Origin of the sequence: Formosa haliotis (genome assembly GCF_001685485.1) — a bacterium.
Lineage (GTDB): Bacteria > Bacteroidota > Bacteroidia > Flavobacteriales > Flavobacteriaceae > Formosa > Formosa haliotis.
The window spans coordinates 1,307,792-1,334,350 of record NZ_BDEL01000001.1 but is presented as its reverse complement, the minus strand read 5'-3'; the positions used below and the strand labels follow the sequence as shown (position 1 = coordinate 1,334,350).

At 34.6% G+C, this 26,559-nt stretch carries 16 protein-coding genes; 14 read left to right on the top strand and 2 right to left on the bottom strand.

The genetic code is table 11. The annotated features are described in order from the left end of the window. The first annotated feature begins 110 nt into the window (after positions 1–110). The 6 genes from A9D35_RS05465 (at position 111) to A9D35_RS05445 (ending at position 10,040) form a co-directional block, all read left to right on the top strand. Positions 111–2,921, top strand: coding sequence for a M16 family metallopeptidase (locus A9D35_RS05465; protein WP_066220057.1), 2,811 nt, complete (start codon positions 111–113; stop codon positions 2,919–2,921). 21 nt (positions 2,922–2,942) lie between these two features. Next, a complete protein-coding gene (locus A9D35_RS05460) occupies positions 2,943–3,389 on the top strand; it encodes a protein-disulfide reductase DsbD domain-containing protein (RefSeq protein ID WP_066220054.1) in 447 nt (148 codons plus the stop codon). 14 nt (positions 3,390–3,403) lie between these two features. Continuing rightward, the gene (locus A9D35_RS05455; protein ID WP_066220051.1) at positions 3,404–5,386 is read left to right on the top strand and encodes a protein-disulfide reductase DsbD family protein; all 1,983 of its coding nucleotides are present in this window, start codon (positions 3,404–3,406) and stop codon (positions 5,384–5,386) included. Further along, on the top strand, positions 5,383–5,541 hold the full coding sequence (locus A9D35_RS18330; protein WP_369692201.1) for a single-stranded DNA-binding protein: 159 nt from the start codon (positions 5,383–5,385) through the stop codon (positions 5,539–5,541). The genes A9D35_RS05455 and A9D35_RS18330 overlap by 4 nt, the downstream gene beginning before the upstream one ends. 425 nt (positions 5,542–5,966) lie before the next feature. After that, positions 5,967–8,417: a TonB-dependent receptor gene (locus A9D35_RS05450; protein ID WP_083191629.1), complete on the top strand. Its 2,451-nt coding sequence runs from the start codon at positions 5,967–5,969 to the stop codon at positions 8,415–8,417. A gap of 258 nt (positions 8,418–8,675) precedes the next feature. Further along, a complete protein-coding gene (locus A9D35_RS05445) occupies positions 8,676–10,040 on the top strand; it encodes a vanadium-dependent haloperoxidase (protein WP_141675483.1) in 1,365 nt (454 codons plus the stop codon). A 63-nt stretch (positions 10,041–10,103) separates the two neighbouring features. On the opposite strand, the gene A9D35_RS05440 is transcribed toward A9D35_RS05445, so the two are convergent. Then, positions 10,104–10,811, bottom strand: a complete 708-nt coding sequence (locus tag A9D35_RS05440) for a LytR/AlgR family response regulator transcription factor (protein WP_066220045.1) — start codon at positions 10,809–10,811, stop codon at positions 10,104–10,106. Positions 10,812–10,819: 8 nt separating this feature from the next. Beyond that, the gene (locus A9D35_RS05435) at positions 10,820–11,884 is read right to left on the bottom strand and encodes a sensor histidine kinase (RefSeq protein ID WP_066220043.1); all 1,065 of its coding nucleotides are present in this window, start codon (positions 11,882–11,884) and stop codon (positions 10,820–10,822) included. A gap of 583 nt (positions 11,885–12,467) precedes the next feature. Between A9D35_RS05435 and A9D35_RS05430 the strand changes: the two genes are divergently transcribed. The 8 genes from A9D35_RS05430 (at position 12,468) to A9D35_RS05395 (ending at position 26,525) form a co-directional block, all read left to right on the top strand. Next, the gene (locus A9D35_RS05430; protein ID WP_066220040.1) at positions 12,468–13,448 is read left to right on the top strand and encodes a TRAP transporter substrate-binding protein; all 981 of its coding nucleotides are present in this window, start codon (positions 12,468–12,470) and stop codon (positions 13,446–13,448) included. Position 13,449: 1 nt separating this feature from the next. Continuing rightward, positions 13,450–13,914: a TRAP transporter small permease gene (locus A9D35_RS05425; protein ID WP_066220037.1), complete on the top strand. Its 465-nt coding sequence runs from the start codon at positions 13,450–13,452 to the stop codon at positions 13,912–13,914. Further along, a complete protein-coding gene (locus tag A9D35_RS05420) occupies positions 13,914–15,209 on the top strand; it encodes a TRAP transporter large permease (protein ID WP_066220033.1) in 1,296 nt (431 codons plus the stop codon). The genes A9D35_RS05425 and A9D35_RS05420 overlap by 1 nt, the downstream gene beginning before the upstream one ends. 111 nt (positions 15,210–15,320) lie before the next feature. Continuing rightward, positions 15,321–19,499, top strand: coding sequence for a two-component regulator propeller domain-containing protein (locus tag A9D35_RS05415; protein WP_066220031.1), 4,179 nt, complete (start codon positions 15,321–15,323; stop codon positions 19,497–19,499). A gap of 317 nt (positions 19,500–19,816) precedes the next feature. Further along, positions 19,817–20,683 carry a hypothetical protein gene (locus tag A9D35_RS05410; protein WP_066220028.1) on the top strand — a complete coding sequence of 289 codons (867 nt, stop codon included), beginning with the start codon at positions 19,817–19,819 and terminating at the stop codon, positions 20,681–20,683. A 40-nt stretch (positions 20,684–20,723) separates the two neighbouring features. Further along, complete coding sequence (locus A9D35_RS05405; RefSeq protein ID WP_066220025.1) at positions 20,724–23,129, top strand: glycoside hydrolase family 3 N-terminal domain-containing protein; 2,406 nt, start codon at positions 20,724–20,726, stop codon at positions 23,127–23,129. 202 nt (positions 23,130–23,331) lie between these two features. Further along, a complete protein-coding gene (locus tag A9D35_RS05400; RefSeq protein ID WP_083191628.1) occupies positions 23,332–25,575 on the top strand; it encodes a DUF7133 domain-containing protein in 2,244 nt (747 codons plus the stop codon). 113 nt (positions 25,576–25,688) lie between these two features. Beyond that, positions 25,689–26,525 carry a hypothetical protein gene (locus tag A9D35_RS05395; RefSeq protein WP_066220018.1) on the top strand — a complete coding sequence of 279 codons (837 nt, stop codon included), beginning with the start codon at positions 25,689–25,691 and terminating at the stop codon, positions 26,523–26,525. The last annotated feature ends 34 nt before the right edge of the window (positions 26,526–26,559 follow it).

Below are 26,559 nucleotides of genomic sequence, written 5' to 3'. Positions count from 1 at the left end.
GAAAAGGAAAAAGAGGACTGCTACTTAACGGTCCTCTTTAATTTTTAAAAGAATCTTATAGGTGTCAACTATTACTCTAACATATAACTAATACATCTCAATATAAAATCATGAAACACATTTTAATCGTATTTAGCACCTTATTTATTGTATTGTCTAGTTATGGACAAGAACGGATATGGCAAGATGAAGATCTCATGCCCACCGATAAGACAATAACAAAAGGCGTTCTACCCAATGGACTTACATATTATATTAAAAGTACCAATGTGGTTAAAGATGTGGCTAGTTATTATATTATCCAAAATGTGGGTTCTATTCTAGAGAACGAAGACCAGAGTGGTTTAGCACATTTCTTAGAACATATGGCGTTTAATGGGACAGAAAGCTTCCCAGGAAAAGGGATATTAAACACGTTACAAAAACATGGAGCTGTATTTGGTAAAGATATAAATGCATATACAAGTTTCGATGAAACAGTGTATAACCTAAACAATATTCCAACAAAAGAGGGGTTAGTAGATACTTGCTTAACAGTATTGCACGATTGGTCTAATTACTTATTATTAACCGATGCGGAGATAGATGCAGAACGCGGGGTTATTAAAGAAGAATGGCGTACGGGGCAAAATGGAGCTAAGCGTATTTTAGACAAAACATTGCAAACAACCTATAATAATTCTAAGTATGCAGCACGTATGCCTATTGGATTAATGTCGGTCGTAGAAGAGTTCGATTATAAAGCATTACGCGACTTTTATCACGATTGGTACCGTACAGATTTACAAGCTATAGCAGTAATAGGGGATTTTGATATTGTTGAAATGGAACAAAAAATCATAGAAAAATTTTCAAATATTCCAGCAGTCGAAAATCCAAAGGAACGCTATATTATAACTATTCCTGAAACTAAAGCCTTAGGTTTTAGTTTAGCTACAGATCCAGAAGTATCCTCAGCATCTATTCGTTTAGGAATTCGACAAGAAAAAACTCAAGAACCAGAAACAGTTTCTCATTTTAGAACAAGTTTAATTCGGTCTATGGTAACCAGTATGTTATCTTCTAGAATTATAGAACAAGCACAGCACCCAGATGCATCATTTTTATCTGCACGGGTAGGTTTTGCTAGTTTAACACGAACTACCAATTACTTTTATGTTGCATTAAGTCCAAAACCAAACTTGCAAAAAGAAGCATTTAATGAGGTTTTAACCGAAGTACAACGTGGTGTAACATTTGGATTTACGCAATCTGAATTAGATAGAGCAATTGTACGATATCATACATCGTATAAAAATAGGCTTGCTAAAAAGGATGAGGTTAGCCATAAGCAGATTGAAAATGTAATGCAAAATAACTACTTGTCTAAGGCTAGTATGCGCGATTTAGAGCAAGAGTACGATATTGCACAGCAAATTTTAAGTCACCTTACTATAAAAGATTTACATGATGGATTAAAACAAATGTATATCGAAGAGAACAGGTTTATAAATGTAACCGGTGTGCAGGGGCAGGATAATTTAAATAAAGAACAAGCACAAGCCATTATTAAGGATGTAGAGAGCAACCAAACAATTACACCTTATGTCGAGAATTTGGGAGATGCCTCCTTATTGTCTGGAGTACAAATTAATCCAGGTACAATTACAACTGTAAAACAAGACCAAGCTATTTCTGCCACTACTTTTTTATTAAGTAATGGTGTAAAAGTGCATTATAAATTTGTCGATAAACAGAAAGATAAGGTGTCTATGCAGGCTTTAAGTTATGGTGGTACATCGCTTTTACCAGATAGCGATTTGCCTTCAGCTTCTATGGTTGGAAGTCTAGTGCAAATGTCTGGTTTAGGAGATTTTTCTGCAGTAGATTTAAAAAAAGTATTAACGGGGAAGTCTGCAAAAGTTTCGATTGGGCTAGGTGAGATAAGTGAATCTTTGTCGGGAGAGTCTACCACTACAGATGTAGAAACCATGTTACAGTTAGTCAATTTACACTTCGTAAAACCACGTTTTGATGCAGATGCTTTTAATGTTTTAAAAAGTAATATAGACAGTTATTTAATACGTAAAAGTAAAAATGTAAGTAATCAAATGAAAGATAGCCTTTTGGTTACCGTATTTGGTGAGCAGCATCCTATTAAGCGCATTTTTAATCAAGATTATGCTAATGAGATTGATTTTGAAAAAATAAAACGCATTTATAAAGAACGATTTTCCGATGTTTCAGATTTTGAATTTTTTATCGTAGGCGATGTTCAGGAAGCACAATTAAAACCACTTTTAGAGACTTATATTGCTAGTATTCCTTCAAAAAACACCCAAGAAGAATATAAAGATACTGGGGTAGACTGGGTATCTAATCAAATAAAAAAGCAAATATTTATAGACATGGAAGCGCCTAAAGCTAATGTTAATATTGTGTATAAAAAAGAGTTGCCATATTCTAGAAACAACGTTATTTATACTAATGTCTTAGGTGATATTTTACAGTTACGAGTTACTGAAACTGTGAGAGAAGCAGAAGGCGGAGCGTATAGTCCTTCGGCTAGAGCAAGTTTTGAAAGACAACCTCAATCGCAAGCAATCGTTTCGTTTAGCTTTGACTGTAATCCAGATATGGCAGATCACTTGGTTGCTATCGTAAATGGTGAATTGGAGAAAATTGCACAGGGGATCATTAATAAAGACGACCTAGAAAAAATACGAATCAACTTTTTAAAGGAGCACGAGCAGGCAAAAAATAAAAATGGTTTCGATATGCAACTTTTAACTAGGTATTACAGATTTGATGAAAATTTAAACGATCCTAAGTATTTTACTACTATAGTAAAGAAAATGTCTAAAACAGACATCCAAAATATGGCGAAACACATTTTAAATGGCGGTCAATCCTACCAAGTGGTGTTTAAACCTATTTTATAATTTAACTTTAAACCAGAACACATGAAAAAATTAATTGTACTTATCACTCTATTAATAGCCTCAGTAGGGTATTCACAAATATTAGAACCTGTAAAATGGAGCACATCTGTAAATAAAATTTCCGATTCAGAATACGAATTACTTGCAACAGCAAGTATTGAAGAAGGATGGCATTTGTATTCACAAAGCGTACCTGCCGACGGACCAATTCCTACGCGTTTCTCATTTGTAAGTAATGGAAAATATTTAAAAAAAGGAAATACCATTGAAGAAAAAGGACATACTATAGATGATCCTATTTTTGAAATGGAAATTAAATATTTTGATACGAAAGCTGTGTTTAAACAACGTATTAAATTAAAGTCGAACACACCATTTAAAGTTAATGGCACGGTAGAATTTATGGTATGCGATGATAGCCGTTGCCTACCTCCGACTGAAGTAGATCTAGAATTTATTATTGAATAAAGCGCTCTATTTCAATGAAAAATATATTAATAGCTCTTGCTTTTTTTACCTTTGGTGTTGTAAATAGTCAAATTCTAGACCCGGTGAGCTGGAGCACAAGTGTCGAGAAAATATCAGATACCGAATATAACTTAATCACTAAAGCCACAATAGAAATTGGTTGGCACTTGTACTCGCAAGAAGTTCCGGAAGACGGCCCAATACCCACCACATTTATTTACGACGATAGTGCAGGAAACTTTACTATAGAAGGAAATACTACAGAAGGAGAAAGTCTTACTGTAGACGATCCTGTGTTTGGTATGAAAATTAAATTTTTTGAAAGTGAAGCCATTTTTAAACAAAACGTAAAAGTTACCTCAGGCACGTCTACCATTTCGGGATTTGTTGAGTTTATGGTGTGTGACGACACACGCTGTTTACCGCCAACTGAAGCGGAGTTGGAGTTCAATATAAAAGATCAAGGTAATGCATCATCTGCTCAAGCACATGCGCCTCCAACAGAAATGGAAACGGATAAAGCTTTAGTAAAAAACATAAAAGCCGAAGAAAAGAAAGCTGATAAAAAAGGGTTGTTCAGTATCTTTTTTATTGCCTTCTTATCTGGATTTGCAGCTTTGCTAACCCCGTGTGTGTTTCCAATGATTCCTATGACGGTAAGTTTCTTTACCAAACAAAGTAAAAATAAGGCCGTAGGGATAAAAAATGCCATTATTTATGGGGTGTGCATTATTATTATTTATGTGCTTTTAGGTACTGCCGTAACAGCAATTTTTGGAGCAGATGCTTTAAATGCACTTGCAACAAATGTATGGTTCAATATTATTTTCTTTATACTGTTGGTAGTGTTTGCAGTATCCTTTTTAGGAGCCTTCGAAATTATGCTACCTAACTCATGGGCTAATAAAGTAGATTCTCAAGCAGACCGTGGTGGATTAATTGGTATTTTCTTTATGGCTTTAGCTTTGGCTATTGTCTCATTTTCATGTACCGGGCCCATTGTTGGAACCTTATTAGTAGAAGCAGCATCAAAAGGAGGTTTAGCACCAATAATAGGTATGCTAGGCTTTTCTTTAGCTATTGCTTTGCCTTTTGCATTGTTTGCAGCATTTCCTGGATGGTTAAATTCGTTGCCAAAATCTGGAGGCTGGCTAAATACTGTAAAAGTTGTACTAGGATTTTTAGAATTAGCTTTAGCTTTTAAATTTTTAAGTCAGGCCGATTTGGTGTTACAAACCCATTTTTTAGAACGCGAAGTGTTTATTGCCATTTGGATAGCTGTATTTGGAACTTTAGCGTTTTATTTATTCGGAAAGATACAATTACCTCACGATTCTCCACTTACACATATTTCTGTAGGGCGATTAAGTTTAGGGCTAATTGTTTTAAGTTTTACCATTTATATGATCCCGGGACTTTGGGGAGCACCTTTAAATTTAATTAGTGCATTCCCACCACCATTAGAGTATAGTGAATCACCGTATGGTGTTGGGTATTCTAAAGTCGGAGGCGTGGCAACTACAGAACATAGCGACTTGCCAGCTGGTGCGCATTTGTTAGCTCCGCACGATATATTGGCATTTAACGATTACGATAAAGGCTTAGCCTATGCTAAACAAGTAGGTAAACCTGTAATGTTAGATTTTACAGGCTGGGCTTGTGTAAATTGTCGTAAAATGGAACAAAATGTATGGCCTGAACCAGAAATCTTAAATATATTAAAAAATGATGTGGTTTTAATTTCGTTGTATGTAGACGATAAGCGAAAATTAGAAGCCGATGAGGTTGTAGAATCGCAATTAAAACCAGGAAAGCAATTAAAGTATATTGGCCAAAAATGGAGCGAGTTACAAGCTGTAAAATACAAAGCGAACTCGCAACCTTTTTACGTGCTTATGAACCATGACGAAAGTAACTTAATGGAACCAGTAGGGTATACTCCAGATGCAGAGGAATATCACGCATGGTTAAAAGCAGGGGTGAAACAGTTTAAATAATTTTAATTTCCATTCTTTGTATCAAAAATCACGTACAGTTAATTGGAAACATTGTACAAAATCCAATAATCACCAACCTTGAAAACGGTAAAAAAGTAGTCCTAATTTCATTAGCAATGAATGCGCAATATAAATATGTAAAAGGTGAAAAGTGAATTGAAACTTCTTGGCATTTTATAGTTTCTTGGGGAAGTAAAGATTAAATCATTACAAAACACTAAATCCAGATCAAGATGGTATAGACTAGTTAACTATTATTGCTTTTTTATAATTTGTTATTATTAAAGGACCCCAAAAATGCAGGTTTTGATATGATTGTGTTTTTTTTCTGTTTTTGTAAAATAATATCATTTTAATTTGCTAATTTACAGTGGTTAAGGAGGGTGTTTGTTTTCTCTCCTGTTTATGCGGGGCAATTAAAATGACTAACATCTTCTACCTACGAAAATGGTTATTCTAATTGAAAATAAGAAGCTTGTCTTATTGGTAAATTAAAACTGTGAAATATTCAGAAATCTGCTGTTTATTTTACAGTTATATATTAAGTTTTCTGTACTTACGGTAATATGATAGTAAATGTATGAAAAGCGTTTATGTTATATTAATGGTTTTATTTTTGGTCCACACTACTGGTCATTCACAAACAGAACTTCAAGGAAGAATTATTGATACTAATAATTTAGGGCTTTCTGGTGTACATGTTTTTATTAATAATACTCAAAACACCACCAAAAGTGATAGTGAAGGGTGTTTTAAGATGGAAATCATTCAAGGATCCCATGAAATTAATTTCTCATTATTTGGGTATAACACCAAAATAATTCACGTAACAGCTCAAAATACTCCTGTAAATCTTGGTGACGTTGTATTGGAAATGACGGTTCACATAATAGACGAAGTTGTTATTTCTGGAACCAGACAACTGGAAAAAATCACAAAATCTCCCGCTTCTATAGATCTTATCACAGCCGTGCAATTGTCTAACAATGTTGGCAGCCCAGAAGAACTATTTGCATTGCAAAAAGGAATAGACTTTACACGGGCTGGTAATTTTTGGAGCAGTATCAATATTAGAGGTTTTAACAGTGCCTTTAATCAAAAAATGCTAATTCTAGATGATAATAGAATTGCGCATACTAGAATGCGTACGCCCGTTGGCCCTTTAAGTGCTTTTGTTAAAGAAGATGTTGAGCGTGTAGAGATTGTACTTGGTCCCTCTTCCGCACTTTATGGCCCCAATAGCTTAAATGGATTATTTAATACCATTTCTAAATCACCTTTTAAATATCCAGGAACCTTGTTGGTTTTAGGAGCTGGATCTAATTCATTATATAATGTACGACTAAGGCATGCCTATGCAATAAATAAAAAATGGGCGTACAAAATAACTGGAGAATATATTTCTGGTAAAGAAACCAAATTTACAGACTCTGTTTATGTTGCAACAAAAATGCCAGGAGAATTTGAAGGCAAGGCTGAAGTTGGCCTTGATAGGGACGTTTCGTTTATAAAAGGTTTGGCTGCTGTGTTTTACAAACCTACTTCAACTAGCGAAATTGGTTTAAATTATGCCATTAATCTTAGCAATAGCGTAAACGCAGCAAGAAACAATTTAAACGGTTGGAACAAATCCAGTTTGCAGGCCACCTATAAATCGAAGCACTGGTTTGCTCAGGCTTATAAAACTTGGATTATTTTAGATGAATCTATAAACACATCGGTGAGAACTTCTAATTATTACAGTTTATTAGAAAACGGACAAACTGAAAATGATGCATTTACTAATTCACTAAATGCACCTCGAGCTACAATTATTGAAGAAGATACCTATAGGCATAATGCCGAAATACAGTATAACAATTCATGGGGGAATTTTAATATGGTGGCAGGTTATCAATACCAAAAAGAACATGCTTTTAGCAATCACACCTATTTGTTGGATCAAGACGGGCCAATAACAATTTATCAAAATGGGGTTTACGGACAACTAATTTATGATGTAAACCAAACAGGAATAGAATTTATTTTTACTGCTAGAGGCGATCATAATAGTCTCTTCGGATTTGAATTTTTACCAAAAACAGGCATAACCTATACAAAAAACGGAGGCACTTGGCGATTAACTTATAGTGAAGGTTATACCGCACCAACCTTAGCAAATACGCATATGAATTTAGGTGGTGGTATTAACCTAGGAAACAGTGAAGGTTTTACCTTATCTGATGGTTCAAAAATAGACCCCATTAAACCTGAAATGATTAAAACATTAGAAATAGGCTATAAAAATATATTTCTTAAAAATACATTTTTCCTCGATGTTGATGCCTATTACAATTGGTCGACCGATTTTTTAAGTCCGCGTATAAACATTGCACCACAAGGGACTTCTGGGGGTGCTGTAGTGACTCATCGCGGCGGCCGCCCTATAACCGATTTTACCCAAGGTTTAGCACCTGGAAATCTAGATCCTGGAGCCGTAATATTTACCAATATAAATTTTGCTGAAGTACAAACATACGGTTTCGATGTTGGTTTGAATTACTATTTCTCCGATCAATATAATCTGACGTTAAACTATTCCTACTTAGATTATACCTTGGACAAAGATAATTTGAAAAACGATGCCAATAATGACGGGAAGGTAACCGATGCCGATTTATCTATGAATTCGCCAAAACATAAAATAAGTACAGCTTTCAATGTTAAAATCAATAAATTCTACGGAACCGTTTTTGCGCGTTGGGTTCAGAAATACGATTTTTTCTCGGGGAGAAATATAGCTGCTAAAACCAATATAAATAACATATACAATGGCTCTCCGGTAATTGAGGGGCAACGTGTGGGTACCCAATTTAATTATGGTCAATTAGGTGGTTTCTATTTAAGTGTTAATGGCAATTATCAACTTACTAAAACCATTAATTTAGGTGCCTATGTAAATAATATTTTAGGAACAGGTAATTACGAGTTTGTTGCTTTGGCTCCAACAGAAACTACATTTGGCATAGAGTTAAAATGTATCTTATTCTAATAGGTTAATACGCTGTAAAATGCAAAATCATCTATAAAAACTCTAATCTGAAATACTAGAGTTATTTTATAAGTGCTAGTGTTAAGTGTAAAACAATCAGGCTATTATGTGTTTGTGTTTAGGGGGTATTTATCAAAATTAAGTTTAGTCGACATAAAACAATCCTTTATTATCTAAAACTTATCCTTTAGCAGACATAAATATTTCAAGCTCCATATTTCGGTAAATTTAATAGGTAATCAATAAATTAACCGAATTATGAAAACAAATTTTAAAATTTTGATGACCGCATTAATCATGATGATCATTTTTAATGCTTGCGACAATGATGATGTCGTTTTTACACCAGATCCAGGTGATGAAATTGATAAAGCAATAGAAAAATATGACCCTATCACTCTATTGAAATGGAATGAAATTTTAAGCAAGTCCATTGATGCTAAATTGCCTCCTCCAGCAGAGGCAAGAATTTATGTCATGGTTACTTTAGCCATGCACGACGCTTTAAATAATATTGTACCTAAATATAAAACCTATGCTTTAGATAATAGCATGGTTAAATTCAGTGCAGAATCAGAAGAAAGTATTTCTCAGTTGGCTAATGCCGCTATCTCACAATCGGCCTACGATGTTTTAACAAAAATATATCCGCCTGCTCAGGCAGCGGCAGATGACTTGTTAAATTCCAGTCTTTCGGCCATAGAAGATTCCGAATTTAAAACCAAAGGAATTGAAATAGGGAAATTAGCAGCCGAAGCGATTCTATCGAAGAGAGCTAGTGATGTTCTTCCTAAATTTTCAACCTATAACGCCGATATTCAGCCAGGAAATTACCTCGTTAATTATATGCCTTGGATGGTTGAAAACCCTCCAGCCTGGCCGGTAAATGCAGCTTATGGTGTAGATTTTGGAGATTTTATGCCTTACGGTATAGAGACACAAGATCAATTTAGAGCAGAGCCGCCTTATGCTTTAGATTCTCCAGAATACGCAAAGGATTATCAAGAAGTTAAACGTTTGGGGTGCATAGATTGTCCAGATAGAACACCAGAACAAACAGAATTAGGTATATTTTGGATTGAAAATTTTTCAAGTGTCATGAATAGAATATCACGTTCTTTAATTCAACAAGAAAAACTTCATGGTTGGGAATCTGCAAGATTGTTGGCGTTAACACATATGGTTCAAATTGATGCTGAAATAAGTTCTTTTGAAGGAAAATTTCACTACAAATTCTGGAGGCCAATATCAGCCATTAGAGCAGGTGAAACAGATGGTAATGATGATACGATTGGCGATGCAACATGGACTATTATGGGAGGTATAAAACCAACTCCGCCTAACCCAGATTACCCTTCTACACATGCACAATGTGCTGGTGCTGGTGCAGAACTTTTAAAATTATTCTTCAACACCGATAATATGTCTTTGAAGGTTACAAGTCCATACGACTTACCTGGAGTTGAGCGAAACTTAAGTCGTTTTTCTCAAATAGCTGAAGAATGTGCCGTGTCAAGAATTTATATTGGATATCATTTTAGACATTCTGTAGAGCAAGGTTTAGAACAAGGTAGAAACGTAGGAGCGTATGTTTTCAATAATAGCTTACAAGAATTGAATTAATTTTTATTAAAACCAATAAAAAAAAGACTCTGGTCCATACGAAAGATCAGAGTCTTTTAATTTCTACAAGTCCTTAGTTTTTGGAGCTAAATAGTTCAATGCATCAGTGTAATTTTTTCCAAAAGGAAGCTCTATCTTTCCAATTTCTACATCATTTTTTGTATAGGCAGTGACTTTATCTAAAGAGACAATAAACGACCTATGAATTCTTAAAAATAAATTTGGAGGCAACATCATTTCTACGGAGCTAAGTGTTAGTTTTACCTTTAATTTAGAGGTGTTTTCGCGATGAATTATAATGTAATCGCGAAGACTTTCAATATAAAGTATTTCATTTAAAAACACTTTTATCATCTTCCTGTCCGAACGAAAATATAAAAACCCAGGATCTGCACTAGCTCCTTCAAATTCAATGTGATTAATTTGGCAATACTTGTTTACTGCTTTCAAAAACCGCTCAAATGATATGGGTTTTAGTAAATAATCTACAGCATCTAAATCAAAAGCCTCTATAGCAAAATCTTTATGTGCCGTAGTAAAAATAACTTTTGGTGGATGAGAGAGCGATTTAATTAATTGTGTACCCATTAATTTAGGCATGTGTATATCTAGAAACATCAAATCTACCTTTTCTGTATTTAATAGTTCTAGAGCTTGAATGGCGTTAGAACATGTTCCTATAATTTCTAACTGACTTAATGCGTCTATATAAGTCTCAAGAATTTTTATAGCAGGGGGCTCGTCGTCTACAATTATACATCTACATTTCATAAAGCCTGTTATTTAATTAATTTTTCCTTAAACTCATCTTCCAAAGCTTCTAATAGTATATCAAGGTTTACTATAAAAACTTCATTTTGATGTATGGTCTCAAAGTGGTATTTGTCTTTATAAATAAGCTGAAGTCTACGTTCTACATTTTGTAAACCCAAACCACCTATGTTTTTAAATGTTTTCTTGGTATTTGGGTCTATACTATTTACTAGTTTAAAAATCATTTTAGAACCCTGTAAGTTTAGGTCTAAACGTATCCAACATTGGTCGATTTGCTGACTTGTACCGTGTTTAAAGGCATTCTCTAAAAAAGGAAGCAATAACAGTGGTGCAATTTGATATTGTTTTATGTCACCAGAAATTGTTTTTGAAATTTCAAGTCGGTCGCCATATCGTAATTGTTCAAGATCAATATAATTTTGAAGTAAATCAATTTCCTTTTTTAATGAAATTCTCGCACTATTGCTTTCGTAGATCATAAACCTAAGTAAAGCAGAAAGTTTTAAAACAATTTCTGGTGCTTTAGCCGATTGTTTTAGCGTATGCGAATACAAATTATTTAATGTATTGAATAAGAAATGTGGATGTAATTGTGCGCGTAATAATTTTAATTCAGCTACAGATTTTTGTCTTTCAGCTTCAATGGTTTCTTGTTTTTGAATATACCAATACTGTAATAATTTAATAGATACTACAAAGCCGCCAACATGAAGAAAAGGCAAAACATTTCGCCCCACAGTGAAAGTCATTCCGCTAAAATCTCTTGTGTTGTTTATTGATAATTGGGCCAAAATGGTATAAGCAATGCATAGCAGTATAACACAAAAAAGACCTAAAGCAAATTGAATAAACTTTCGTTTTAATAAAAATTTAGGAATTAAAATATAAATAAGCGCATAGGCCATAATCATGTGTCCTGGCAAGAAATATGCGGAATTTATAAAGGATTTTTTAGGGTTTTCATCCAACCCAAAACCCCAAGCAAAATAGGTTACAATTAGAATCCAAAATAATAGATGAAGCCCTATTGTTTTTAGGGTTTTTGGCCAGTTTAGTTCCAGATAATCCATAAAAAATAGATATTACCATTTTTCAAAAATTTAATGAACAATATATTTTGAAGCTTAAAAACAGACTCAAAAAAAATCAAAGATTCAGTAAAAAAACACTGAATTACAGTCAATTAAAAGATACGCTTTATTTTAATATTAAAAAAAAATAAAATGGTCTTCCTAAAATTATTCTTAAAGATGTTCTGCTGTTATAATGATAGGAATCTATATAAGTTAAATATATGTGTTTTGATCAAAATTAATACGATGTCAGGATGTTTATAATTAGGTCTAAATTCATATCATTTTAAGTTTATATTAAAAAAAATAATCCGTCTGATAATCATTCCAATTCGGTAAACTTTCAGTTTTAAATAATTTAACTTTCCAAAAATAAATTTGAAACATGGCGCTACTTCTAGCGTTAGTCAATAAAATGGGTCATAGTTTATAATGTCTGAACACTAATTTAGATGTTTTTTACCTGAATATTGATAGTATTGCTATACCTGTTTATTTCGAATAGATTGGGTAGTAAAGTATGAATTCAAATTAACGATATGGTTTATATTTTTTAAATTAGAACCAATACGATGGTACAATGAAACAAAACATAATAAAAGTTTTTCCAATACTCGCACTTACTCTTTTAATGGGCTGTGCCAATATTTCTGAAACACGGTCTATTAAATTAGGTCACGGTTTAGATGTTAAGCATTCGGTGCACCAAGCCATGTTAAAAATGGGTGAAGATTTAGCCGAGATTTCTGGAGGAAAAATGGTTTTAGAAATTTATCCAAATCAGCAATTAGGAACCGAACGAGAATGTTTAGAATTAATTCAGATTGGAAGTTTAGATATGACCAAAGTATCTTCTGGGGTTATGGAAAATTTTTCACCTAAAATGAAAGTTTTTGGTCTGCCTTTTTTATTTAGAGACCGCGCTCATGTGTTTTCTGTTTTAGATGGCCCCGTGGGTAAAGAATTACTTGATGGCGGAACAAAATATTGGTTAAAAGGCCTTGGGTATTACGATGCTGGAAGTCGTAGTTTTTATACTAAAAACAAACCCATACATAATCCAGCCGATTTAGATGGTCTTAAAATTAGGGTTATGGAAAGTGTAACTGCCATAGATATGGTAAAAAGTTTAGGAGGCTCTCCAACTCCAATTTCTTGGGGAGAATTATACACATCGTTACAACAAGGTGTTGTAGATGGGGCAGAAAACAATCCGCCAAGTTTTTATTTATCTAGACATTACGAGGTTTGTAAATATTATTCTTTAGACGAACATACTGTTTTGCCCGATGTTTTAATTGTTGGAACGCATTTGTGGGATCGTTTATCTGATCAAGAACAAAAATGGCTTCAAGAAGCTGTTAATCGATCGGTAATTTATCAAAGGAAACTTTGGGCCGAAGCCGAAGCCGAGGCTCTAGAAGAAGTTCAAAAAGCGGGTGTAGAAATTATTCGTCCAGATAAAACCTTGTTTTCAGAAAAAGTGACCAATATATATGATGGATATAAAGACAATCCGGATATGTATAGTCTAATTCAACAAATAAAAAATACAAAGTAATATGACATTTAGAGATATAGTAGATTCCGTTCTAGGAAAAGCTCTCATTGCTATTATGGGAATTATGGTAATTAATGTGCTGTGGCAAGTGTTTACACGTTTTGTAATGGGAACACCAAGTTCTTTTACAGACGAGTTGTCGAGGTATTTAATGGTGTGGTTGGGGATTCTTGGTGCTGCTTATGTGTCGGGTAAAAATATGCACGTGGCTATAGATGTACTGCCTCAAAAATTTAGTGAGCGTACCCAAAAAAGGTTAAAGTTATTGGTTTATATCTTAGTGATTTCCTTTGCTGTTGCAGCCATGATAGTTGGTGGTTTTAGACTCGTTTATATAACCTATGTTTTAGAACAGCATTCACCATCCTTACAAATTCCTTTAGCATTTGTATATGCCGTAATTCCTATAAGCGGATTACTAATAGTTTTTTATAAAGTTTCAGATATTTTAAATACCAAATTATAATGGAATATATTCCAGTACTTGTTTTAGTTTTTAGTTTTGTTGCACTCTTAGCCATTGGTACACCCGTGGCTTGGAGTATTGCAATATCATCGGTATTAACCATGTTGGTTAGTATACCAGCATTACCAGCATTTACTACAGTGTCTCAACGTATGGGGACCGGTTTAGATAGTTTTGCCTTATTGGCCATTCCGTTTTTTGTACTCTCGGGGCAGCTCATGAATAAAGGTGGAATCGCCCATCGTCTCATTGCTTTTGCAAAAACATTAGTAGGTTCGCTACCTGGTGGTTTAGCCCTAATAAATGTTATAGGAGCTATGCTTATGGGAGCAATTGCTGGGTCGGCAATGGCATCGGCTTCTGCTATGGGTAGTATTTTAGGTCCCGAAATGGAAAAGGAAGGATACTCAAAAGAATTTGGTGCAGCAGTGAATATCACCTCGTCTACTACGGGATTAATTATTCCGCCTAGTAACGTGCTTATAGTCTATTCTCTTGCAAGTGGCGGTGTGTCTATTGCCGCATTGTTTTTAGCAGGCTATATTCCAGGTATATTAACCGGACTTTTACTAATGTTAGTGGCTTCGTTTTGGGCAAAGAAGAAAAAATATAAATTAGGAGAACGTAGTTCTTTAAAAAATGTATTTAAAACATTTATTGATGCTGTGCCTAGTTTGTTTTTACTAGTTGTTGTTATTGGTGGAATCGTTTCAGGTATTTTTACCGCTACAGAAGCTTCTGCAATAGCAGTTTTATATACCCTAATTTTAGGTTTTATCTATAAAGAAATAACCTTTAAATCGTTACCATCTATTTTATTAGAATCTAGTACAACAACGGCTATCGTGATGTTATTAATTGGGGCATCTATGAGTATGTCTTGGGTCATGTCTTACGAAAATATTCCGCAAGACATCAGTTCTGCATTGCTTGGTATAAGTGATAATCCGGTAGTTATACTATTAATCATAAATTTATTGCTGCTTTTTGTTGGTATCTTTATGGATATGACTCCTGCCGTTTTAATTTTTACACCAATTTTCTTGCCTGTAGTTACCAAATTAGGGATGGATCCGATTCAATTCGGAATAATCATGGTTTTAAATCTTTGTATCGGACTGTGTACGCCACCCGTGGGCTCTGTCCTCTTTGTTGGGGTTGGGGTAGCCCAAACTACGATTCAAAAGGTAATAAAGCCATTACTACCGTTATTTTTGGCCATGATTTTTGCGTTGTTTTTAGTCACCTTTTTTCCAAAATTAACCCTTTGGTTACCAAGTTTATTTGATTTGTAGCAAAATGCTCATTTGTAAGCTTATGCTTAAATTTAGTTAAAGAAATTGTAATATCTTGAATTATCTTTTGCGTAAATTTAGTATTATTGCAGGATTCATAAAAACTTTAGGATGACCAAATATTTATGCCTCATAATATTATTTGTTTCTTGCAATATTTGTTTCGGACAGTTTTATAATCTTAAGTTCGAAAATTTAAATACAGAAGAAGGGCTATCTAGTAGTACCTGTTTAGAAGTTTTTCAAGACAGTGAAGGATTTCTATGGTTTGGTACCATCGATGGGTTGAATAAATATAATGGGTATGAATTCGAGGTTTTTAGACCCATTTTAAACGATACAACCTCTATTAGTAACAACCGGATTAATGTTATTCAGGAAGATAAAGATGGTCATCTTTGGATTGGGACTAATAATGGTTTAAATATATTTAACAAAAACACCAATGTATTTAAACATGTAACCTTATTCGAGCAGCCTGTAACATCGTATAACCCTAAAAAAATTATAAACTCCTTATTATACGATACAGATAAAAACGTATTATGGGTAGGGACCAGCCAGGGTTTGGTTAAACTACCTTTACAAGACGATACCTATCAAGTTAAAAACTTAAAACCTACGCATTATACCTTTAACTCTAAAGATATTCATAGTATCGACGACGATAATATTAATATTATTGAAGAGGATAAAGATGGAGTAATTTGGGTGGAAACTAGTGGTCAGCATTTAAATAGATACAATCCCGAAACAGATAATTTTGAGCGTGTTTTAATTCAGAGTCAATCACAGTACGAGTTAAACCACATTCCAAAACGATTATTTATAGATTCAGATAATGATTTTTGGATAGGAAACGACATTTCTAATATTGTATTATGGAATAAAAAGGAAAACACTTTTAAAAGCGTTTCTTTATCTGAAGATAGTGTGCCATTTTACACTATTTATCAAGATACTTCTGGATTAATTTGGGTACTAACAGATGGTTATGGAATCTTTATTTATGATAAAATAAATGATGAAGTCAACCAAATAAAACACGATGCTTCCGACCCTTTTTCGCTACCAGGAAACCAAGTGTCTGATGTGATTGAGGATAAAAGTGGTGTGTTTTGGATTTCCACCTATAATGAAGGTGTTAGTAAACTCGACCTTAAAAAATCTAGTTTTGGACATTATTATTATCAAGAAGGCAGTGTAAATGGATTAAATGAAAAGATTGTTCAAACTGTTCTTCAAGATTCAAAAGGCCGAATATGGCTTGGGGCGTATAACGGGGGTATGAATTATTTTAACGAAGAAGAGAATACCTTTACCGCTTATGGTCATGAACCCAATAATCCTACCTCGTTAAGTTCTAATAAAATGCTCTATACGTTTGAAGATACCGATGGTTATATTTGGGTCTGTACTTTAGATGGCGGAGTTAGTAAATTCAATCCGGAAACAAAAATATTTCAACGGTATTTACACCATGAAGGTAGCCCGAATACGCTTGGTCAAAACTCGGTTTGGACAGGTATTGAAGATAAAGAACGTCGGGTTTGGCTGGGATTAAGAGATGAAGGTTTAGATCTTTTCGACCGAAAAAATAAAATTTTTCATCATTATAGAATTGGAGAAAATACACAAAGCGGATTGTTAAGTAATTTTGTGTTTTCACTATTTATAGATTCTAAAAACAGGCTGTTGGTAGGGACTTCTCTAGGTTTAAATTATGTCAATTTAGATGATTTTGGGATTGGTATTCCAGACAAAATTAAATTTGAAGAAGTCAATATTAACGGGATCATAGGTAACCGTATTAACGATATTACCATAGACCATTTAGATAATATTTGGTTAGGAACAGATATTGGAATCTTTAAATTAGATCCAGATTTAAACCTTTTAGAATCCTATTTTACTCAAGACGGTTTACCAAACAACCTAGTTACTGGAGTTATTCAAGATTTAAATCATGATTTCTGGATAACAACACGAAGTGGATTGTCTTTTTTTAATTCTGAAACAAAACACTTTAAAAACTTTAATACACATGATGGAATTCAGGGTATGGAATACCAAAGTAAGGCGATTACCAGAACAAGAGATGGCCGTATTTTGCTAGGAGGTATCAACGGATTTAATATTTTTAAACCTAATGATATTTTTATTAATACTTCAGAAAAATTAAAACCTAAAATTACTGCCCTTAAAATAAATAATAAGTTAATAAAAGTTGGAGATGCGGTTAATAATAAGTTTGTTTTAACAGCCCCAGTTTCCGAAATTAATAATGTAGAATTAAATTACAATCAGACCAATATATCGTTCGATTTTATAGCACTTCATTTCCAAAATCAGGAACAAGTTAAGTATGCCTATAAAATGGAAGGTCTAGACGAAGACTATATTGAAGCAGGTAGTAATAGAGTGGTCAATTTTTCTAATCTTCAGCCGGGTTCTTATACCTTTAAAGTGAAGGCATCGACTTCTAACGATTGGGAAAATGCACCGGTAACTGCTGTGAATTTAAAATTAAATTCGCCGCCATGGAAAACGTGGACAGCCTATCTTTTATATTTAATTCTGGCCTCTATTGGGTTTTGGTATTTAAAGAAATATTATAAAAACAGAATTAATGCGGAAAAGGAACGGGAATTCGACCAAATGAAATTAGAGTTCTTTATAAATGTATCACATGAGTTTAGAACCCCTTTAACCTTAATTTTAAACCCCTTAGATAAATTAGTAGCTGGATATAACGATCCGGAATTGGTTAAAACGTCGGCATTATCTATTCAAAGAAGTGCTAGACGCTTATTATACCTAGTAAATCAGTTATTAGATTATCGTAAAATGGAAGTTGGTATGGCGCCATTACAGGTGCAAAAGGGCGATATTGTTAAGTTTAGTAACGATATATTTTCGTTGTTTAAAGGCTTAGTCGCTAAAAAGAACATCGATTATACATTTACTTCAAATACAGATCAATTGATAACGTTTTTTGATTTTGATAAGATTGAAAAAATCCTAACCAATTTAATTTCGAATGCAATAAAATTCACCAATAATGGTGGCGAAATTAAAGTATCTGTGCAGGAGGTTTCTGGTAAAAATAAATTGACTAATAAAATTAATAAGGCTAAAAAACAACCAACTTCTTTTGTTGAAATAATTGTAGAAGATACGGGGATTGGTCTAGATAAAGAGCAGCTTAAAAAAATATTTTCTAGATTTTATAATGTCGATGTTAATAAGACAGGTACAGGTATCGGGTTGAATTTTACCAAAGGTTTGGTAGAACTACATGGTGGTGAAATTCTTGTAGAAAGTGAGATTAACCAAGGGAGTAAGTTTATTGTAAGAATTCCTATCAATAAAAAGGCTGAAACGGGAGAAATTACAGTGGTTAAGGATGAGTTTTTAATAAACTCTATGAAATCTATTGAATACGATATGCTTATTTCTGATGATATTTCGGAAGCATCAATGAAAGAAAGCGAAGTAAAAAACGATAATTTACCAACTATTTTAGTAGTAGAAGATAATAAAGAATTACGAGACCATTTAAAGAACGAATTACGCGGTTTCTATAAAATTATTGAAGCCGTTAATGGGGAAGAAGGCCTAGCAAAAGTTCAAAAATATTATCCAGATATTGTAGTGAGCGATGTTATGATGCCGAAAATGGACGGATTTGAATTGTGTAAACAAATAAAATCTGAATTCGAAACTTGCCATATTCCTGTTATTCTATTAACAGCTCGCGCCTTAGAGGAAGACCGTATAGAGGGGTATAAAACTGGTGCTGATGGCTATTTAGGAAAACCTTTTAATATAAACGTGTTAAAGGCGAGAATAGACAATTTGTTAGAGGCTAAACGTGTAATTCGTGAGAAATTCTCGAAATTAGGAGCCGTAATTTCTCCTAACGAGGTTACTTCAAACTCAATAGATGAGGCATTCTTAGAAAAGACAACGAAAGTTATTCTAGATAATATAAGCGACACCGATTTTAAATTAGAACATTTATTAAAAGAAATAGGTATCGGGCGTTCGCAATTCTACAGAAAAATTCAGTCGATAACCGGGCAAAATCCAAGTAACTTTATTCGAACAATTCGTTTAAAATACGCTTCAGAATTATTAATACAAGATAAATATACCATTAAGGAAGTTACACATATGTCTGGTTTTAATTCTGCTGCATATTTTGGGAAAACATTCCGCGAGTTATACGAGATGACGCCAAGCGAGTACATAGAACACCATAAAAAGGAATCGCAAGAGGAGCAATAAGCTAGGCGCCTTGGCCAAATGTACAGAATGGGTAATAAGTTATGGTATTTGCTTCATAGCTTATATATTTCAAGCTAAAGTCTTTTTATTATTGTAATACGTGTTTCTGGTCTTAAAAAAGCAAGAAACCGTATTACATTTTTAAAAAGCATTTATTAGGTGTTTCAATCAGCAGTTTATAAATAGCAACCAATCGTTTCCATTATCCTTTATGGTATGCTAACGATTTAATATCGTGTATTTAGAGATGTACAGGTATTTGTTGTTACAATCTGATGCGAAGCCTATTTAAACTACTAACAGAATTTGTGTATTGTATGAAAACTATTACTTCTTTTCTTGTTTTTTGTGTGTTATGGTGTATCCCTTTTGGGAGTTATGCACAAAGCATTCCGTATACTACGGGACGTATTGTTGTAAGTTCGGACGGGAATGAACACGACCACGACGATTGGGCGGCAACCCCTTTTACCTTAGCCCTATTAGCTGCGAAGCATCTTCAAGATAGCCTAACGGTGTACACGTTTAGCGATCACGTTTGGGGGAGCAACCACGATCATAAAAATGCTCAAAAAGAAATGCAAATTAGTGCCTTAGAAGGGCAGAACATATTTCATTTTAATCAAACAAATTTTATAGAAGCTGTTGCCGATTCTACAAAGGCGATAAATGCCATTACCAAAGAAATTAATAAATCGAGTGCTTCAAGCCCATTAAGCATTATAGCCGCTGGACCAATGCACGTAGTAGGGAGTGCTCTTGCAAAAGCAGATACATCTAAGTTAAAATTTGTACGCTTAATTTCCCATTCTAATTGGAATAACAATCATTCTGATAAGCCTTACGATTGGGAGCAACATTCCGGATGGACTTGGGCCGACATTAAAACTAAATTCGAGTCTAAAGGTTTAATTGTAGACCGCATTGTCGATCAAAATGGTGGGAAAGATTACGACGGAATGAAAGCTCCTATGGAACGATTCGATTGGATTAAAACATCATCAATTCGTGAGCAGTCTCCAGAAATCAAAAAACAATTAGATTGGTTATATAGCAGACAATTAACCTGTATTAAAAAAGGAGATTTTGACCCTTCTGATGCTGGAATGATTATTTACTTACTTACCGGAAAACAGAAAACAAGTCCTGAAGATGCTAGAGCCATAATAGAAAATCAAATGTAATAAATTCTGTTTCAAAATGCCTAAACGATTAAAACTTAACATGAAGTTTAAAGCTACTGTAGTTCTCTTATCAAGTGTGTTTTTGTTATCATCATTCAAAATAGATGGTCCAAAAATATATCATAACGATTGGATCGATTTTAATAAGAATGGCGTTAAGGATGTTTACGAAGATCCTAAGGCCAATATAGACGATCGCGTTTCTAATCTCATTTCCTTGATGAATGTGAACGAAAAAACATGCCAAATGGCAACTTTATATGGTTTTGCAAGGGTTTTAGAAGACGAGTTACCTACAGCGGCATGGAAAAACAGAATTTGGAAAGATGGTATCGCCAATATCGACGAGCATTTAAATACCATTTGGAATCAAGAGAAAACACATACACCATATTCTTATCCGTATAGCACGCATGCCGAAGCCATCAATACGGTTCAGAAGTGGTTTGTAGAAGAAACACGCTTAGGGATTCCGGTCGATTTTACTAACGAGGGTGTTCACGGATTATGTCATAAAAAAGCAACCCCGCTTCCGGCACCCATCGGGATTGGAAGCACGTGGAATAAAGAGCTGGTTTATAAAGCAGGAACTATTGTAGGTCGAGAAGCCAAGGCTTTAGGCTATACCAATATTTATGCTCCTATTTTAGATGTAGCCAGAGATCAGCGTTGGGGACGTGTATTGGAATGTTATGGCGAAGAACCCTATCACATTGCCGAAATGGGTAAGCAGATGACACTAGGTTTACAAGCTCAAGGTGTGGCTGCAACACTTAAACATTTTGCAGTTTACAGCATCCCGAAAGGGGCTAGAGATGGCGACGCACGAACCGATCCGCATGTGGCACCGCGCGAAATGCATCAGTTACATTTATATCCCTTTAAACGCGTCATTCAGGAAGCGAAACCGATGGGGATTATGAGTAGTTATAATGATTATGATGGTGTTCCGGTAACGGCAAGTTCTTATTTTTTAACCGCATTACTTCGCGAACAATACGGGTTTAACGGCTATGTTGTTTCCGATAGTGAAGCTGTAGAATATGTGTCGGACAAGCACCATGTAGCCGAAAATTATAAAGAAGCTGTACGGCAAGTGGTAGAAGCAGGTTTAAACGTGCGTACTACATTCCGCACGCCAGAATCTTTTATAGAACCCCTTCGTGAGCTTATTGCAGAAGGAAAAATTTCAATGAAAACCATCGACTCTAGAGTTGGAGAGGTTTTAAAAGTGAAATTCAGATTGGGATTATTTGATTCGCCTTATGTTGAAAACCCTAAGGCTTCAGATAACTTGGTGCATACTGCAGCCGATGAAGAATTTTCAAAACAAATCAATAGAGAATCTTTAGTACTGCTTAAAAATGAAAATAATCTGTTGCCTTTAGACGTTAATAATATAAAACATATATTGGTAACGGGGCCTTTGGCGGACGAGGTGAGTTTTACCTACAGTCGTTATGGTCCTGCCGATAATCCGTCAACCTCGGTGTATCAAGGGATAAAAAACTATGCCAAAGATAAAGCCGAAGTACAGTATGTAAAAGGCTGTGATATTGTAGATCCCGATTGGCCAGGTAGTGAAATTATTCCAACACCACTTTCGGCATCCGAAGAAGCAAGTATTGCTGAAGCTGTAAAGCAAGCCGAAAAATCGGACATTATTATTGCTGTAGTTGGTGAAGATGATAAACGTGTGGGTGAAACCAAATCGCGAACTAGCTTAGGACTTCCTGGACGGCAATTTCAACTTGTTCAAGCCTTGTATGCAACAGGAAAACCTGTGGTTTTAGTGCTAATTAACGGACAGCCGCTAACCATTAATTGGGAAAATAAGTTTCTGCCAGCAATTTTGGAAGCTTGGTTCCCAAGTACAGCGGCAGGCGAAGTTATTGCCGAAACCTTGTTTGGAGCTTATAATCCAGGCGGAAAATTAACGGTAACCTTTCCAAAATCGGTTGGACAAATTCCACTGAATTTTCCATATAAACCCGGATCGCAAGCGGGGCAACCTGGAGCCGGACCTAATGGTTATGGCAACACACGTGTGTTGGGGCCGTTATATCCGTTTGGATACGGACTAAGTTATACAACATTTTCATACAGTGATTTAGTTGTTAATCAGAAAACAAAACACTCCCAAAGCGCTATATACGTGTCATTTAAAGTGAAAAATACAGGAAAACGTACCGGAGACGAGGTTGTTCAATTGTATATAAAAGATGAGGTGAGTAGCGTAACGACTTACGAGTCGCAACTTCGCGGCTTCGATAGAGTTACTTTAAAACCAGGCGAAACCAAAACCGTTCATTTTACCTTACAACCAGAAGATTTGGAGCTTTTAGACATAAACATGAATTGGACAGTAGAGCCCGGAACCTTCGAGATTTTGGTAGGGAGTTCGTCTGAAGCTATTCATTTAAAAGAGCGTATTACGGTGTTATGAAAGCCGAGGTTTCATCGTAAAGTACAATATTTTTCACTGAAAAAAACTGTACGAGCATGTGGCGAGAGATCTTTATATTTGAGATTACTTCCATTATATTATTTTGGGTTTTCAGTTTTCAAAAAGAAATATTCAAAAGGATGTATGACTAAAAACTAACTAACTAACTAACTAACTAACTCTAATTAATTAAACTAAAAGAATGATGATTAAAAACATGTTGCCTGTTTTATTGATAGGTTTTCTTTTTTCTAATTGTAAAGAAAAGAAGAAAGAATACGTTGATAAAATTTATGAAAAACCTGAAATTATAAAAGAGGCATCTTCAGCTTTTTTATCTCCAGAAGAAAGTATGAAAACCTTTTATTTACCAGAAGGGTATAAGGCCGAATTGGTGGCAAGCGAACCTATGGTAGATGAACCTATTACTTTGGCTTGGGATGGAGACGGACGTATGTATGTGGCCGAAATGAATACCTATATGCAGGATGTAGATGGTACCGGAACCAATGTGCCTGTTAGCCGAATTAAATTACTTGAAGATTTAGATGGGGATGGAAAAATGGATAAAAGCACCGTCTTTATTGATAGTCTTATGCTACCAAGAATGATATTACCCCTAGAAAATGAATTGATTGTTAATGAAACCTATTCGTACGATTTGTGGAGTTACAAAGACACCGATAACGATGGGGTAGCCGATACCAAAGAACGTGTGTATTATAATCCAAACCGACGAGGTGGAAATTTAGAACACCAACAAAGTGGTTTAATCTGGAACCTGGATAACTGGGTATATACCACGTACAATCCTATCCGTTTTAAGTTTACAAAAAATAAAGTAGTTGTAGATTCTCTTGATAATATGCCTAGCGGACAATGGGGATTAACCCAAGACGATATGGGAAATATGTACTACTCTTCAGCCGGTGCAGAAAATCCAGCTTACGGATTTCAACAACCTGCGGTGTACGGCGATTATAATCCGAAAGGACGATTGGCAGAAGGATTTATGGAGCCTTGGCCAGTAGTAGGAACACCCGATGTTCAGGGAGGTCCAAAACGATTACGTCCAGATAATACCTTAAATCATTTTACAGGCGTTGCCGGACAAGAAATTTATAGAGGACACAAATTACCACCTTCATTGTATGGCGATTTATTTATTCCAGAACCTGTGGGACGACTAATCCGTAGAGCAAAAGTAAAAGTAGAGAATGGTAAAAAAGTATTGTATAATGCCTACGATCAAGCTGAATTCATGGCGTCTACAGACTTGAATTTTAGACCCACACAAGCTAAAACAGGCCCTGATGGCGCTTTGTATATTGTAGATATGTACCGAGGCATTATTCAAGAAAGTAACTGGACAAGAAAGGGAAGCTCTTTACGCCCGGTGATTATACGTAAAGAATTGGATAAAAATATAGGAAAAGGACGAATTTATAGAATTGTTCATGAGGATATTAAACCAGATACAAAACCAGAATTGTTAAATAAAAGTGCTTCAGAATTGGTGCCATTTTTAGGACATCCAAATGGTTGGTATCGTAACACGGCTCAGAAATTAATTATTTTAAAGGAAGACAGCAGTGTCATTCCAGAATTAAAAGAGGTGGCTATAAATAACGAATCGTTTTGGGATAATTTGTTTGGAACAGATAAAGATCTAGGAATTCAGCGCGTGCATGCACTGTGGACTTTAGAAGGGTTGGGCGTTGTAGATAAAGATATTATTTTACAAAAATTTAAAGATGAAGACCCTCGCGTACGTTTAACTGCGATAAGATTGAGTGAAACATTTTTAAAATCTGGAGATACCGATATTATTAAAAATTTAGAAGCGTTAACATCAGACTCATCCATAGATGTTGTGAATCAATTGGCTTTAAGTTTACGTTATAGCAAAGCCAAAGAGGCTACGGCATTACTGGAAGCTATTGGAGAACAGGCTAAGGATAATGAAATTATTACGCATAGTGTGGTGGAGAGTTTAAAGAAAGACGATTCTAAATTAGAACAATTAAAGCAACGCTTAAGCGGAAGAAATGTGAACGAAAAACGAAGTGTTCTTAGAGGATACGATTCGTACAACCAATTATGTGTGACTTGTCATGGTGCCGATTTAAAAGGAGAAGCTATGGAAGATGGAACACTGGTGGCACCGTCTTTAATTGGTAGCCCAAGAGTGATTGGCGACGATACAGATTTACTTAGTAAGATTCTTTTAAACGGACTAATAGGCCCTGTAGATGGTAAAGAATATGGTATTATGATGGCATTGAATTCTAATGACGATCAATGGATTGCAGATGTATTAAGTTATGTAAGAGCCATGAATGATGTAGGAGGTTTTCATAAAAATGTGGTGCGTAAAGCTAGAAAAAATTCAGAACATAGAGAAGATTACTGGACTTTAGAAGAATTAGAAAACGAGAAAAAGTAATTTTAAAGAATATAAAGAAGGCTGTCTAAAAAGTAGAGGTTTCGTCAACCTGAACGTGATTCAGGTTCTCATTTCATTAGTTGTACACCATTTGACCAAAAAAAACGAAATTTATGAACTCAAAATTGACTTTTATATTCCTGATTTTAGTTCAAATCGGATATTCTCAACAATACGATTCCGTTATAATTGAAGAAGATAGTATTGACTTAAATAATAAAATTTATAAACCAGGAAGTGTTTTCGTTTATGACTATGAAATTATTATAAAAGACAAAAAGTATAAACTGAAAAAAAATAGAAGCAGACACAATCAAGAAAAAAAGAAAAGAGAAGTCGATTTTGAGCTTGTACAAACAAAATCAGACAGTATAGGAACTGACAAAATTCATTTATTGGTAAAGCCAGTTGAAGACACTAACAGAACAAATGAAAATCAAACTCAAATTTCTTATTTAGAAGAGCCAATGTACGCTTCTTTATCGTCAACAGGAGCAGTTGAAAATAGCAACAATGTTTGGATTCATCCAATCCGAGAAGGATTTTTCAATTCATTGGAAACTGCACCTTTTCCATTTATAAAAAGTCCACTCGAAATTGGGACAGAATGGACTGACCAAATGCTTATCGGAGAAGGTTGGGGAAATGAAATGTGGGGAAAGTGGGAAGGAGAATTACTATTAACCTATAATTACAAAATAACCGATAAGAAAACTGTCAACACTGAAATCGGAAATATTAACTGTTATATTATTGAAAGTACTGCTAAATCAAATATTGGAATTACAAAACTGACAAGCTATTTTTCAGAGAAATACGGATTTGTAAGATTGGAATACGAATTACTGAATGAACTTAAAGTCAATATGTGGCTGATTGATTATAAAACTGACAAAGTGTTTAATGACACAAGAACTTTCTTTAAAACAAAGGAATATATAAAACAATAAAAAACGGTGTACAACCCCGTATAAAATTAATTGC